Annotated in this window: 15 protein-coding genes and 1 pseudogene; 10 read left to right on the forward strand and 6 right to left on the reverse strand. The window is 67.8% G+C overall.

Annotation, left to right across the window (positions count from 1 at the left end; genetic code table 11):
• Positions 1-236: 236 nt before the first annotated feature.
• From ON21_RS25515 to ON21_RS38685, 3 genes are all read left to right on the forward strand, one after another.
• Positions 237-791 (forward strand): class I SAM-dependent methyltransferase, encoded by a 555-nt coding sequence (locus ON21_RS25515; RefSeq protein WP_039801742.1) that lies wholly within the window; start codon positions 237-239, stop codon positions 789-791.
• A gap of 9 nt (positions 792-800) precedes the next feature.
• Positions 801-1,226 carry a MerR family transcriptional regulator gene (locus ON21_RS25520; protein WP_039801720.1) on the forward strand — a complete coding sequence of 142 codons (426 nt, stop codon included), beginning with the start codon at positions 801-803 and terminating at the stop codon, positions 1,224-1,226.
• 161 nt (positions 1,227-1,387) lie between these two features.
• Positions 1,388-1,588 carry a hypothetical protein gene (locus ON21_RS38685; RefSeq protein ID WP_157170965.1) on the forward strand — a complete coding sequence of 67 codons (201 nt, stop codon included), beginning with the start codon at positions 1,388-1,390 and terminating at the stop codon, positions 1,586-1,588.
• A gap of 72 nt (positions 1,589-1,660) precedes the next feature.
• On the opposite strand, the gene ON21_RS25525 is transcribed toward ON21_RS38685, so the two are convergent.
• A complete protein-coding gene (locus tag ON21_RS25525; RefSeq protein WP_039801722.1) occupies positions 1,661-1,942 on the reverse strand; it encodes a hypothetical protein in 282 nt (93 codons plus the stop codon).
• Positions 1,943-2,116: 174 nt separating this feature from the next.
• Between ON21_RS25525 and ON21_RS25530 the strand changes: the two genes are divergently transcribed.
• The gene (locus tag ON21_RS25530; protein ID WP_051021333.1) at positions 2,117-2,392 is read left to right on the forward strand and encodes an ANTAR domain-containing protein; all 276 of its coding nucleotides are present in this window, start codon (positions 2,117-2,119) and stop codon (positions 2,390-2,392) included.
• A 24-nt stretch (positions 2,393-2,416) separates the two neighbouring features.
• Here ON21_RS25530 and ON21_RS25535 read toward each other — a convergent pair whose 3' ends face one another.
• The gene (locus ON21_RS25535; RefSeq protein WP_039801724.1) at positions 2,417-3,181 is read right to left on the reverse strand and encodes a trans-aconitate 2-methyltransferase; all 765 of its coding nucleotides are present in this window, start codon (positions 3,179-3,181) and stop codon (positions 2,417-2,419) included.
• Between the two features lie 58 nt (positions 3,182-3,239).
• Positions 3,240-3,884 carry a sterol carrier protein domain-containing protein gene (locus tag ON21_RS25540; protein WP_281032695.1) on the reverse strand — a complete coding sequence of 215 codons (645 nt, stop codon included), beginning with the start codon at positions 3,882-3,884 and terminating at the stop codon, positions 3,240-3,242.
• 85 nt (positions 3,885-3,969) lie between these two features.
• On the opposite strand from ON21_RS25540, the gene ON21_RS25545 reads away from it, so the two are divergent.
• Together ON21_RS25545 and ON21_RS25550 are read left to right on the forward strand one after the other, a co-directional pair.
• Positions 3,970-4,161, forward strand: a complete 192-nt coding sequence (locus tag ON21_RS25545; RefSeq protein WP_039801726.1) for a hypothetical protein — start codon at positions 3,970-3,972, stop codon at positions 4,159-4,161.
• A gap of 74 nt (positions 4,162-4,235) precedes the next feature.
• The gene (locus tag ON21_RS25550) at positions 4,236-4,682 is read left to right on the forward strand and encodes a nuclear transport factor 2 family protein (RefSeq protein WP_039801728.1); all 447 of its coding nucleotides are present in this window, start codon (positions 4,236-4,238) and stop codon (positions 4,680-4,682) included.
• A gap of 27 nt (positions 4,683-4,709) precedes the next feature.
• Here the strand turns inward: ON21_RS25550 and ON21_RS25555 are convergent, their stop codons facing one another.
• Positions 4,710-6,017 carry a glycosyltransferase 87 family protein gene (locus ON21_RS25555; protein WP_083880883.1) on the reverse strand — a complete coding sequence of 436 codons (1,308 nt, stop codon included), beginning with the start codon at positions 6,015-6,017 and terminating at the stop codon, positions 4,710-4,712.
• Between the two features lie 94 nt (positions 6,018-6,111).
• Between ON21_RS25555 and ON21_RS25560 the strand changes: the two are divergent.
• Positions 6,112-6,780 (forward strand): annotated as a pseudogene (locus ON21_RS25560) (UdgX family uracil-DNA binding protein); the annotation flags it as partial.
• A 28-nt stretch (positions 6,781-6,808) separates the two neighbouring features.
• Positions 6,809-7,198, forward strand: a complete 390-nt coding sequence (locus ON21_RS25565) for an ankyrin repeat domain-containing protein (protein ID WP_039801732.1) — start codon at positions 6,809-6,811, stop codon at positions 7,196-7,198.
• Between the two features lie 5 nt (positions 7,199-7,203).
• Here the strand turns inward: ON21_RS25565 and ON21_RS25570 are convergent, their stop codons facing one another.
• The gene (locus tag ON21_RS25570) at positions 7,204-8,577 is read right to left on the reverse strand and encodes an FAD-dependent oxidoreductase (protein WP_039801734.1); all 1,374 of its coding nucleotides are present in this window, start codon (positions 8,575-8,577) and stop codon (positions 7,204-7,206) included.
• Positions 8,578-8,728: 151 nt separating this feature from the next.
• Between ON21_RS25570 and ON21_RS25575 the strand changes: the two genes are divergently transcribed.
• Together ON21_RS25575 and ON21_RS25580 are read left to right on the forward strand one after the other, a co-directional pair.
• Positions 8,729-10,291 carry an amino acid permease gene (locus ON21_RS25575; protein ID WP_039801750.1) on the forward strand — a complete coding sequence of 521 codons (1,563 nt, stop codon included), beginning with the start codon at positions 8,729-8,731 and terminating at the stop codon, positions 10,289-10,291.
• 78 nt (positions 10,292-10,369) lie between these two features.
• On the forward strand, positions 10,370-11,077 hold the full coding sequence (locus ON21_RS25580) for a hypothetical protein (RefSeq protein ID WP_157170966.1): 708 nt from the start codon (positions 10,370-10,372) through the stop codon (positions 11,075-11,077).
• Positions 11,078-11,092: 15 nt separating this feature from the next.
• Here ON21_RS25580 and ON21_RS25585 read toward each other — a convergent pair whose 3' ends face one another.
• The gene (locus tag ON21_RS25585; RefSeq protein ID WP_039801736.1) at positions 11,093-11,584 is read right to left on the reverse strand and encodes a carboxymuconolactone decarboxylase family protein; all 492 of its coding nucleotides are present in this window, start codon (positions 11,582-11,584) and stop codon (positions 11,093-11,095) included.
• Between the last annotated feature and the right edge of the window lie 6 nt (positions 11,585-11,590).

The raw sequence follows: 11,590 nt of genomic DNA on the forward strand, positions 1-11,590 counted from the left end.
AACCATTTCGCCGAATGTCGCGCGAACCGACGTAGGGAGGCAGACAACCGAAGTTGCCGCCGCACGTGGATCGACCGTTGCGGCGGCACTGTGCTGTCTACCCCCTTGTGTCGAACCACGGCTCGATCACCAGTAGCCGGCGCGGCCGTGGCCCGGGGGACTCGGCGCCGGTAGCAGCTCTTGACTTCAGGTCGACCTCAACTCGCATGCTGAGCGCAGCACGAGGAGAGGTGAACATGACAACGTTCGGAGCAAAGCAGAGCCGAGGCTACGATCAGCGGGCTTCCCGCCTGCTCGGGGGCTTTTACCGCCGGATCGCCGCGGACATCGACGCGGTCGCGCAATCGGGGGCACGGGTGCTCGACGCAGGGACCGGGCCGGGGGAACTCTTGGCGCAGTTACTTTGTCGGCGACCGGATCTACGGCTGCACGGGATCGACCTGTCACCACACATGATCGAGCTCGCCGACGCGAAACTGCCCGGCGGCGCGGTCGAACTCTCGGTCGGTGACGTCGCGGCGCTCCCCTACCCCGACGACAGCTTCGACCTCGTCGTGTCGAGCCTGAGCATGCACGAGTGGCCACAGGTCGACCGCGCGATCGCCGAGCTGGCGCGGGTGCTGCGACCCGGTGGCGTCGTGGCGATCTACGACTTCCGGTTCGTGCGCTCGGCGGCCGCGATCCGCGCCTTGCGCCGCTCGTTCGACGCGGCGACGGTACGGCGCGAGCCGGTACGTCCGCGGCGCCATCCCGTCGGGCTGTTCACGCGGCTCGTCGCGCGCGCCGCTTAGAGTGCGGGTATGGCGGGTGACGACATGCCGATCGGCGAGTTCGCGGCGCGCTTCGGTCTGGCCACCCATGTGCTGCGGCACTGGGAGGACGTCGGATTGCTGGCGCCGCGGCGGGACGGGGCGGGCCGTCGCCGCTATCACGACGACGACGCGCAGACCGTGGCGATGATCCTGATGGGCAAGCGGGTGGGTTTGTCGCTGGAGGAACTCGCGGCGCTGTTCGCGGAGGCGTCCGACCGCTCCGCTCGACGCGAATTGCTGCGTGCGCGCCGCGACCAGCTCGTCCGCCGGATCGCCGAGGCCACTGCGGCGCTGGAGAGCATCTCGCACGCACTCGACTGCGCCGCCGCGGACTTCCGCGAGTGCCCGCACTTCCGGGCAAAGGTGGCCGACGCGCTCGCGCTGGTCACGAATCGGTCAAGCTCGCGGGGATAATCGTTATGGGGCACGGAATTCCGCCCTGACGGCGCAGTTTGCCACCGCGCGGTGAATCGGCGGCGAAAGGGGGTGCTGCGCCGCTTTTCTCGGGATTAGGATCGAGTCCTGCGAACATGGACACAGCAGCCAGTAATACTTCGACTCGATAGAGGTGCCCCGTGAGCAGGACGATTCGAATACCCGCGGTGGAACTCGCCGATCATGTCGGCGAATCCATCGTCGGGTACGGCACCCTCACCCAAGCAGGAGTGGTCCAGCCGGGCGGCGACCTCGTGGTCGCGGTTTTCGGCGTGGAGACCAACCGGCGCGAGAAGTCTTTCACGCCGGGTCAATTGGTCGAATTGGAGGTTACCGACTGACCACGGCGGCCGACTTCGGATGCGCCTGCGGGTGGAGCGCCGTTGCGCGCTCCACCGCGCAGGCCGCCCGGTTCAACCGATCAGCGCGTTCATGATGGTCCCCGCGCTGGTCGCGATGACGCCGCCGAGCATGCCGCCCGCGACCATTTTCGCCGACGCGAGCGGACCGCCGTTCCACTTTTCCCAGGCGAATCTGCCACCGGCATAGGCGATTCCGGTGACTCCGGAGAGAATCACGAACCACGTGAAATACCGGAACAGCTGGAGGATTTTCTCCGAGTTCGGGGGAGCCTCGGGGACCGGGTCGTCCACCTGAGCCAGGAAAAACGCTTCGACTGCCGTATGGATCGTCATTGATCTGTCTCCGTCGCGTTTCCGCAGGACAAGTTATACGCAATCGCTATGACGTTCGAAGTATCGCGATCCCCGTGGCTCGCGTCAACCCCTTGCCGGGCCGAGACGACCGCGGAGCCATCGTTTCCGCGCGCGAAACCGTGTCAGACCGCCGCAGGCGGGTAGTGCGTGCATGTGAGCTACGACGGTGACGGCACGGCGGGCGGTGACCTCGATCCGGCAGCCGCGCGGGCGGTGATCGAACAAGCCAAAGGCGCGGTCATGCTGGTCTATGGTCTCGACGCCGACGAAGCGTTCGCCATCCTGCGCGTGCGATCTCAGGAAACCAACACGAAATTGCGCGTTCTCGCCGCCAACGTGGCCGCCGAGTTACCGTCGGTCGGCGTGACCAGCGACCTGCGCAGCCGGGTCGACCGCCTGCTGTCGACCGCGCACGAGCAAGGCCGTTGAGCGCCGCGCGCACCAGGCCCGGGCTTACCGCTTCCGGGCGACGGCGAAGACTCGCCGGAAGGGCAGCCAGGTGGCGCCGTCGGCGCGCTGGGGGTAGGCGCTGCGCAACAGTGGCGCGAGTTGTGCTGTGAATTCCTGCCACTGCGCGTCATCGAGGGCCCCGCGCACGGGCCGCAACGCCGTGCCGGTAACCCACTCGAGCACCGGATCGTCGCCGGTCAGACGCTGCAGGTACGTCGTTTCCCAGGCGTCGACCGCCCCACCGGCCGCGGCGAGCAGGTCGGCGTATCCGGCGGGGTCGAGCACCGCCCTCGGTTCGAGGATGCCCACCCGGCCGAGAGTGTCGCGCCAATCGTCGCGAGCGGCCACCTGGCGGATCGCCCGGTGCGAGGCCGCGTCGAAGTTTCCGGGCACCTGCACGGCCAGGAACGCCCCCGCGGGAAGCTGGCGCATCCACCGCGTCAGCAGGTCCGGATGCCCTGGCACCCAGTGGAGGACGGCATTGCAGACCACCACATCGGTCTCCGCACTCGGCTGCCACTCCTGCACCGCCCCGAGCTTCGCATCGATGCCCCGGTCGCGCGCGGCCGCGACCATCTCCGGCGACGAGTCGAGCGCCTGCACGATCGCGCCCGGCCAGCGCCGCGCGAGGACCACCGTGAGATGCCCTGGACCGCAGCCCAGGTCCACCACCACCCGGGGTTCGGCCGCGGTGACCCGGCTCAGCAGGTCGAAGAACGGGCGCGACCGGTGATCGTCGAACGCGAGGTACTGCTGGGGATCCCACATAGGCCACTCCGAGACTCGCTACCAAACCGTACGTGCGTACTGTACGCCTGGCTCGCGCTCAGAAGAAGGTCCCGGCGAACAGCGCGTCCGCGTCCGCGACGGCTCTGGGGCGATGTTCGTCGACACGCCCCGCGAAAGTCAGGTCCCGCCAGGTCGTCCCGCCCAGATAGACCGTAGCGAGATCGGCAATCCCCACGGTGACATCCGCGTTTTCGCGTACTCGTCGCACACCGTCGACCGCGATCCGGTATCGGCCGGAGTTCGCCGTCAGGCTCGGGTCCACGACCTCCACCACGACCGCCTCACCCTCGCGATAGGCGCGCCGCGCCAGTGCGAGCCCGACATCGACCATGCGCAACCAGGTCTCGTCCCTGGTCGACACGACGCGCACCGCGCGTTCGTCGGTGAGCAGGTGCCGCAACGGGCTGTCCAGGGCGACGAACGGGAACACGAAGGTGTCGACCAGATCGGTCGACAGCAGCCCGCGGATCAACCCGCGATACGCCGCGGGCGTTGTCGCGACGAAATCATTGACCACCACCTGCTTTTCCGGCCGGGACAGCCAGCTCTTCGGATCGACCGGCTGGTAAAGGAACTGGCGACGCCGTAGCCGAACCGTTCGTAGATCCCACCCTCCGAGGCGCGCAACGTGGCGACCGCTTCGCCGCGCTCGGCGATGTCGGCGAGCTGCCCGAGCCGCCATCGTCCGCCGACCCGCGAACACGCCCGGGCGGAAATTCTGTGTCGATCACGGTTTCGTAACGGCATGTCGTGGGTATCACATAGCTATGACGGATCACCGACCAACCCGCATCGCCGGTGTGGAACCGGGAACCGGCGCGCTCGCTTTGACCACGTGCCTTGCCTTTTCGATCGGCATCGCCACGCTCACCCAATCGGTGCTCGCCACTCTCATAGCGTGTGTGAGCATCGTGGCTGGGATCACACTGGTGCTGAACATCCTGCCGCGCAAGGCCTGACCGCAGGGGCCTTGCCTCGCACGTCGAATCCTGGTGGCATCTACCCGGGTATCGACGTCACTCGGGAGGCAGGCATGCTGTCGTTGCAGGAGATTTCGGATCGACTCGAGATCGAAGATCTGATGGTGCGGTACTCGCATGCGGTCGACACCCGGCAGTGGGACCTGCTGGACGAAGTGTTCACCCCCGATGCGCACATCGATTACTCCGCCATGGGCGGCTCGGTGGGCGATCTGGCGGCGACGAAACAGTTCCTGGCTTCCGTCCTGCCGAACTTCCCCGCCTTCCAACATCTGATCAGCAACTCGTCCATCCGAGTCGACGGTGACACCGCCACCGGACGGACGATGTGCCACAATCCGATGCTCGTGTCCGGTGGCGACGGACCGCCGACGATGATGCTGTGCGGCCTCTGGTACCTCGACACGTTCGTCCGCGTGGACGGACAGTGGCGGATCGAGCAGCGTGTGGAGGAGAAGAGCTTTCTCTTCGTCGCGCCATCCGCCCCCGGTATGGGCTGACTCCCGACCGGAGGCCGCCGCCCGCGCTCAGCGCGCCGACAGCGCTGTGGGCGGGGCCTCGGACGTGTGGGCCGGCTCATCGAGCGACGGGTTCGCATCGCCCGCGACGTTTCGCCTGCTGGTGACCAGGAACAGGACGACCAGCAGCACGCTGAACCAGACGTAGGTGTTGCCGATGACATGCTGCCATGGCGTCCAAGCGGTCTCCCGGTGCTCGCCGTCGGGCAGCCAGTTGTGCGGGCCGATGACGAACACCGCCGCGGTCACCACGAACGTCACCCACCACCCGATCGCCCGCCTGCCGGGCAGGCGGGACGCGTAACCGACGACGGCGAACAACGCGGGCGCGATCCACACCCAGTGGTGCGACCACGAGATCGGCGAGACCAGCAGCGTGAAGACGGCGTTGAGGGACAGCGCGAGCGCGGGCAGGTCGGCGGCTCGGCGCATGGCGGTGACCACCAGCGCAAGCAGCAACGCGCCGAGGACCAGCCAGATGATGGTGAACGCGGGCTCAGGCGTTTCGAAGCGAGAGAACACCGCTTGAATCGACTGATTGGTGTGGAATGCCGAACCGCTCAGCCCGGACACGTTGCCCAGACCGCCGAACCAATACTTGACCGATTCCTTCGGCAGGATCGCGAAGCCGAGCGCTGTCGCGGCCGCACCGGTGACCGCGGCGGTCGCGGCCGCGCGGTAATCCCGCCGGACCAAGAAGTAGAGCACGAACGCCGCGGGCGTCAGCTTGATCGCGGCGGCGATGCCGATCAGCATGCCTCGGGGCCAGCGCGGTTTATGGGTGAGGCAATCGGCGGCGACCAGGGCCATCAGCAGCAGGTTGACCTGGCCGAAGTCCAGCGTGGAGTGGATCGGCTCCAACAGCAGCCCCAGCGGAGTCGCGCACGCGGTGGCCCACACCGTCAGCCGCCGCCGCGACTCCTCCGGCCACACTCGCCGCGCCACCAGATAGAGCGTCAAGGCCAGCGCGGCCACCGAGGAGACGAAGAAGCTGAATGCGGCGACGTCCCAGGGCAGCATCGCGAAGGGACCCAGCGCGAGCGCCGCGAACGGCGGGTAGATGAACGGCAGGCCCGCCCCGATGGTGGTCTGCGGCAGTTGTCCGTACATGTCGGCGCCGTGCCGCATGGCATCCACGCCCAGGCGATACACCTGCAGGTCGATGAACCCGCCGGTGATCTTGTGGAACGGCCAGACCGGTGTCAGCAGACAGAACGCGGAGAACGCGAGCGCGAGCACCGGCGCCGGGCGCAGCACGCGCGCGAGTCGACGGTTCTGGGGCATCGGCGTTCCGGCGGTGGCGGTGACACTACTCATCCGCGGCGACTATACCGACCCGGGTCCGGTCGTTCACCACATGGGAGGCAGATTCGCGACTGTCGCGTGAGGGTCGCGCAAACGGGTAAGCCGCCACCAGCACCACGCGGCAGAGGAGGTCGGCGAAATGGTGACGAAGGCGCCCGGCGCCGCGATGTACGTCCCCGAGGACGCGGACCTGACCCGGCTGCGGCAAGCGGCCTGCGGCTGCCGCGGGTGCGATCTCTACCGCCACGCCACGCAGACGGTGTTCGGCTCGGGACCCCCGGACGCGGACGTGGTGCTGATCGGCGAGCAGCCCGGCGATCAGGAGGACGTGGCGGGCGAACCGTTCGTCGGCCCGGCGGGGCGACTGCTGGATCGGGCGCTGGCGGAGGTCGGCATCGACCGCGACGCGGCCTACCTGACCAACGCGGTGAAACACTTCAAATTCGTGGAGCGCGGCAAGCGGCGCATCCACAAGCAGCCCGGCCGTACCGAGGTGGTCGCCTGCTCGGCATGGCTCGACGCCGAACTCGGCCTGCTGCGTCCGCGGTTGGTGGTGTGCCTCGGCGCGATCGCCGCGCAGGCGGTGCTCGGCCCCACGTTCAAGGTCAGCACACGCCGCGGCGAGGTCGTCGACACGGCGGACTTCCGGGCGATCGCCACCGTGCACCCGTCCTCGGTGCTGCGCGCGCCCGACCGCACCGCCGCCTACGAGGCGTTCGTCGCCGATCTACGCAGAGTGCGGGAACAACTGGGAACGTCGGCGGCGCCGCGCTGACCGTGTGACCCGGGACAGGAGCAAGCGGATGAGCGCCGACGAGATCGATCCGGAACTACTCGAACTGGCCGCCAAGGTGTTCGACTTCGCTCGGCGCGGAGACACCGCGCGATTGGCCGCCTACGTGGACGCGGGCGTGCCGGTCGACCTCACCAACGACGCGGGCGACACACTGCTCATGCTCGCCGCCTACCACGGGCACGCCGATGCCGTTGCGGCGCTCCTGCAGCGGTCGGCCGATCCGAACCGCGCCAACGACAAGGGGCAGACTCCACTGGCCGGAGCGGTGTTCAAGGGCGAGACCGAGATCGTGCGGCAACTCGCCGCGGCGGGGGCAGATCCCGACGCCGGTACGCCGACGGCCCGCGACGCCGCGGTCATGTTCGGTCAGACCGAGCTGCTCGAACTCTTCGGCTGAGCGCCCTACGCGCGCTTGCGCACGGCGGTGACGGCCTTGCGCGCGGCCACCAGGACCGGGTCCCACACCGGGGAGAACGGCGGGGCGTAACCGAGGTCGAGCATCGTCATCTGCTCGACGGTCATCCGTGCGGTCAGCGCGACCGCCGCGATGTCGACGCGCTTGCCCGCGCCCTCTCGTCCCACGATCTGGGCGCCGAGCAAGCGTCCGGTGAAACGCTCGGCGAGCATTTTCACCGTCATCGGCGCCGCGTCCGGGTAGTAACCGGCGCGGCTGGTGGATTCGATCGTGACGGTCACGTATTGCAGCCCCGCCGCCCGGGCGTCGCGCTCGCGCAGGCCGGTTCGGGCGACCTCGAGTTCACAGACCTTGCTGACCGCCGTACCCACGACACCGGGGAACAGCGCGTATCCCCCGCCGATGTTCGCGCCGATGATCTGACCGTGCTTGTTGGCATGGGTGCCGAGCGGAATGTGGCGCTCCCGGCCCGAGACCAGGTCCAGCACCTCGACGCAATCGCCGCCCGCCCAGACGTTCTGGTGCCCGCGTACCCGCATGGCGGGATCGGTCCGCAGGCCGCCGTACTCCCCCAGCGGTAGACCCGCGGCGCGGGCCAGTTCCGTCTCCGGGCGCACGCCGATGCCGAGCACCACCACGTCGGCCGGGTATTCCGCGGTGTCGGTGACGACCGCGGCGATCCGGCCGTCGTCGGCTGTCCGGAGCTCGGACACCTCGGCGTCGCCGACCACCTTGATGCCCATTCCGCACATCGCGTCGCGCACCAGCGCACCCATGTCGGGGTCGAGCGTGGACATGGGTTGCGAGCCGCGGCTGACCATCGTGACGTCGTAGCCCCGCCGGATGAGCGCCTCGGCCATCTCCACGCCGATATAGCCTGCCCCGACCACGACGGCGCGGTTGCCGCGCGACCGCTCCAGGGTGTCGAGCAGCGCCTGCCCGTCGTCGAGCGTCTGCACACCGTGCACACCGTTCGCGTCGATGCCGGGCAACGGCGGCCGGACCGGGCGGGCGCCGGTGGCGATGACCAACTGGTCGTAGGACATCCATGCCGAAGCGCCGGTTTCCCGGTCGCGGTAGCGCACGCGGCCTTGCTCGACATCGATCTCGGTCACCTCGGTGTGCAGCCGCAGGTCGATATCGCGAGAGCGATGTTCGTCGGGTGTGCGGGCGATCAGGGCGTCCCGATCGGCGACGTGGCCGCCGATCCAGTACGGAATGCCGCAGGCGGAGTAGGAGGTGAACCCGCCACGTTCGAACACCACGATCTCCAGCGCGCTCGCGTCCTTCATCCGGCGCGCCTGCGAGGCCGCCGACATTCCGGTCGCGTCACCGCCGATGACCACCAGTCGCTCGCTCATGGGTTCACGCTACGTCGGCATCCTCCGGGCGGCCCAGTGGGCTACCGCTCGCGCGAATTTGCTGGTTGCGCTGCGGTTGACCGATCGGTACTTCACACTGATCTTCTGGCAAACGCAGTATGAGGGCAGCGTTTTGACCCGGGAGCACGATATGACCGAGACCCGACCCCCTTCCGACGACGAACGTCGGCTCGCCGAACTGGGCTACAAGCAAGAACTGGCCAGATCCTGGTCGGGTTTCTCCAATTTCGCCATCAGCTTCACCATCGTGTCCATTCTGACCGGTGGATTGGCCAGCTACGGCATCGGTCTGGCGAACGGCGGCCCGATCACCATGGCCTGGGGGTGGCCGCTGGTCTCGATCATGGTGCTGTTCGTCGGACTCGCCATGGCGGAATTGGCCTCCGCCTACCCGACCTCCGGCGGGCTGTACTGGTGGGCCGCCGAACTGGGCGGACCGGTGTGGGGCTGGTTCACCGGATGGTTCAACCTGATCGGGCAGATCGCCGTCACCGCGGCGATCGATTACGGCGCCGCCATCTTCACCACCGTCGTGCTGAACGTCGTCGGCATCGACATCGGCACCGATCGCACCGCGATCTTCCTGGTGTTCGCCGCCATCCTGGTCCTGCACGCCGTCCTGAACGTGATCGGTCCGCATCTGTCGGCGGTGATCAACAATGTGTCCGCGTGGTGGCACGTGGGTGGTGTGGCGATCTTCGTGGTCGTCCTCGGCTTCGGCGCGCAGCATCACCAGAGCGCCGGATTCGTCTTCACCGAGACCGTCGACAACAGCGCGATCGGATTCGGCGGGGTCGCGTTCAGCTTCCTGCTCGGGCTGCTGCACGCGCAGTACACGTTCACCGGCTACGACGCCTCCGCGCACATGTCGGAGGAAACGCACGACGCGTCCCGGATGGCGGCCAAAGGGATCATCAACACGATCGTCGTGTCGGCGATCGCCGGATATCTGCTCATCATGGCGGTGACGTTCGCCATTCCGGATCTGGACGACGCACTGGATCCCGCGAAGAACAGCGGCTACCCCGTGATCTACATTCTGGAGAACTCGCTGAACGGCTTCTGGTCGGGTTTGCTGCTGATCATCGCGGCGGTGGCGCAATTGTTCTGCGGATACGCCTCGGTGACCTCGGCTTCCCGAATGCTGTTCGCGTTCGCACGCGACGGCGCGGTGCCGGGTTCGAGGTTCTGGTCGCGGCTTTCCGCGCGCAAGGTGCCGGTGCACGCGGTGCTGTTCATTTCGTTCTTCGCGTTCGTGCTGCTGATTCCGTCGATGCTGGTGCCTGCGGCGAACGCGCCGACCGCCTACGCCGCGGCGACCTCGGTCGCGACCATCGGGCTCTACATCGCCTACGGCATTCCGATCCTGCTGCGGCAGCGGCACGGGAGCCGGTTCCGCACCGGCCCATGGCAATTGGGTGCGTGGTATCGCCCGGTCGGCGTGGTCGCGTTGATCTGGATCGCGCTGATCAGCTTCCTGTTCATCCTGCCCACCGACGCCCGCGGCTATCCGTGGCACAGCGAATTCACCTGGAACACTGTGAATTACGCACCGATCACTCTGGTCGGCGTGGTCGGCGCGATCGGGATCTGGTGGCTGGCGTCGGCCCGGACCTGGTTCACCGGGCCGAAACGGACGGTGGACGAGCCGCCCGCCGACCAGACGGAGGAGGAAGCACCGGCCAACGCCTGAGGCGCAACCGGGCTGGTCGCGGCTTTCCCCGATCCGGCGTGTCGAGTTTGTCGGTCTCGGTCGCTAGGGTGTGTCGGCATGGAAAGGACCGACCTGGTGCGTTTTTCGCCCGCCGGGAGAATTGTGTTCCCGGGAAATCCGTGGCCGGAGGGGCACGCGATCGAGGAGTTCGCGTGGACCGGCCGCCTGGATCAGGCCGGCAGCCTGTGGTTCGATCTGCACCTGCGATCGGCGGCCTACAACGCCGAACGCGACCCCGACCACGACGAGGAGGACGGCGAGGACTGGCTGTCGCCGATCGTCTGGCAGAACTGTCACAGCTGCACGCTGTCGTCCACGTACTGGGGCGAGGACGACGCCACCGGGCTGCGCGCCGCGGCGCCGGGCCGGCCCTTCCTACTCAAATCCGCACAGCCGCAGTATCTTACGGTCGATCCGCTGCCGCTCGCACACGCCGACGACGTCGAATTCCTGGCGTTCAACATCTATCTGCTCGGGCACGACTCGGTCGCCGACCAGGAGGTGTCGTTCACCCGCCGGTCCGACGGCAGGCACGACATCGACTGGCAGGGCCGCATCGCGCTGACCTACGCGGGTCAGGTCGAATTCCGGTACCGATTCCGCGCCCGGATATCCGGAGCCACCCTCGAATACATTCGCTTTCCGGCGGAAATCTCCGCCGATCGAGCGCTTCGCCAGCTCAGTGCCGTGCTCGACGCTCCCGAGCAGTTCGAGCTGGGCCTGGTCGACGGCCAGCCCGCGTGGGTGTCGAGAATGCCGGCCTAGCGTGCCTACGGCGGTTCACCGGTCGCCGGTATGACCGGGCAGCACGCAGACCGAATCCAAGCCGAGCACGTGGTTCAACCGGCCGAACGCGAGCCATGAGCCGATGCTCATGCTCAGTTCGACCACTTCGGCCTGGCTGTAACCGGCCAGCATCCGGCGCCAGAACTCTTCGTCGAGGTTGTGGTGATCGGTGGCGTAGCGCTCGGCGTATTCGGCGGCGAGCCGGGTGCGTTCGTCGAAGGCGTCGGTGGTACGCCAGTTCGTGACGGCGTCGGCGAATCCGGGCTCGACCTTGGCCCCGTCGCGTTCGGTGCGCCAGTCCATGCAGAACAGGCAACCGTTGATCTGGGCGATGCGCAGCCGGGCCGCCTCGAATTCGCGCAGGCCGAGGGTGCTGTGCGAGTACACCGACAGCGAGAAATTCGAGGCGGCGACGCCGATGCCGGGGACCATCTCGCCCCAGACGAAGCCGATCGGATCCTTGCCCTCGGGAACATCGATGATCATGGGTGT

Origin of the sequence: Nocardia araoensis NBRC 100135, from assembly GCF_000308435.1 — a bacterium.
Taxonomy (GTDB): domain Bacteria; phylum Actinomycetota; class Actinomycetes; order Mycobacteriales; family Mycobacteriaceae; genus Nocardia; species Nocardia araoensis.

Excerpts from the sequence above, each read along its gene's own strand:
- ON21_RS25515 (WP_039801742.1), top strand. The coding sequence starts at position 237 with ATGACAACGTTCGGAGCAAAGCAGAGCCGAGGCTACGATCAGCGGGCT.
- ON21_RS25520 (WP_039801720.1), top strand. The coding sequence starts at position 801 with ATGGCGGGTGACGACATGCCGATCGGCGAGTTCGCGGCGCGCTTCGGT.
- ON21_RS25525 (WP_039801722.1), bottom strand. The coding sequence starts at position 1,942 with ATGACGATCCATACGGCAGTCGAAGCGTTTTTCCTGGCTCAGGTGGAC.
- ON21_RS25535 (WP_039801724.1), bottom strand. The coding sequence starts at position 3,181 with ATGTGGGATCCCCAGCAGTACCTCGCGTTCGACGATCACCGGTCGCGC.
- ON21_RS25540 (WP_281032695.1), bottom strand. The coding sequence starts at position 3,884 with ATGGCGGCTCGGGCAGCTCGCCGACATCGCCGAGCGCGGCGAAGCGGT.
- ON21_RS25545 (WP_039801726.1), top strand. The coding sequence starts at position 3,970 with ATGACGGATCACCGACCAACCCGCATCGCCGGTGTGGAACCGGGAACC.
- ON21_RS25550 (WP_039801728.1), top strand. The coding sequence starts at position 4,236 with ATGCTGTCGTTGCAGGAGATTTCGGATCGACTCGAGATCGAAGATCTG.
- ON21_RS25555 (WP_083880883.1), bottom strand. The coding sequence starts at position 6,017 with ATGAGTAGTGTCACCGCCACCGCCGGAACGCCGATGCCCCAGAACCGT.
- ON21_RS25565 (WP_039801732.1), top strand. The coding sequence starts at position 6,809 with ATGAGCGCCGACGAGATCGATCCGGAACTACTCGAACTGGCCGCCAAG.
- ON21_RS25570 (WP_039801734.1), bottom strand. The coding sequence starts at position 8,577 with ATGAGCGAGCGACTGGTGGTCATCGGCGGTGACGCGACCGGAATGTCG.
- ON21_RS25575 (WP_039801750.1), top strand. The coding sequence starts at position 8,729 with ATGACCGAGACCCGACCCCCTTCCGACGACGAACGTCGGCTCGCCGAA.
- ON21_RS25580 (WP_157170966.1), top strand. The coding sequence starts at position 10,370 with ATGGAAAGGACCGACCTGGTGCGTTTTTCGCCCGCCGGGAGAATTGTG.
- ON21_RS25585 (WP_039801736.1), bottom strand. The coding sequence starts at position 11,584 with ATGATCATCGATGTTCCCGAGGGCAAGGATCCGATCGGCTTCGTCTGG.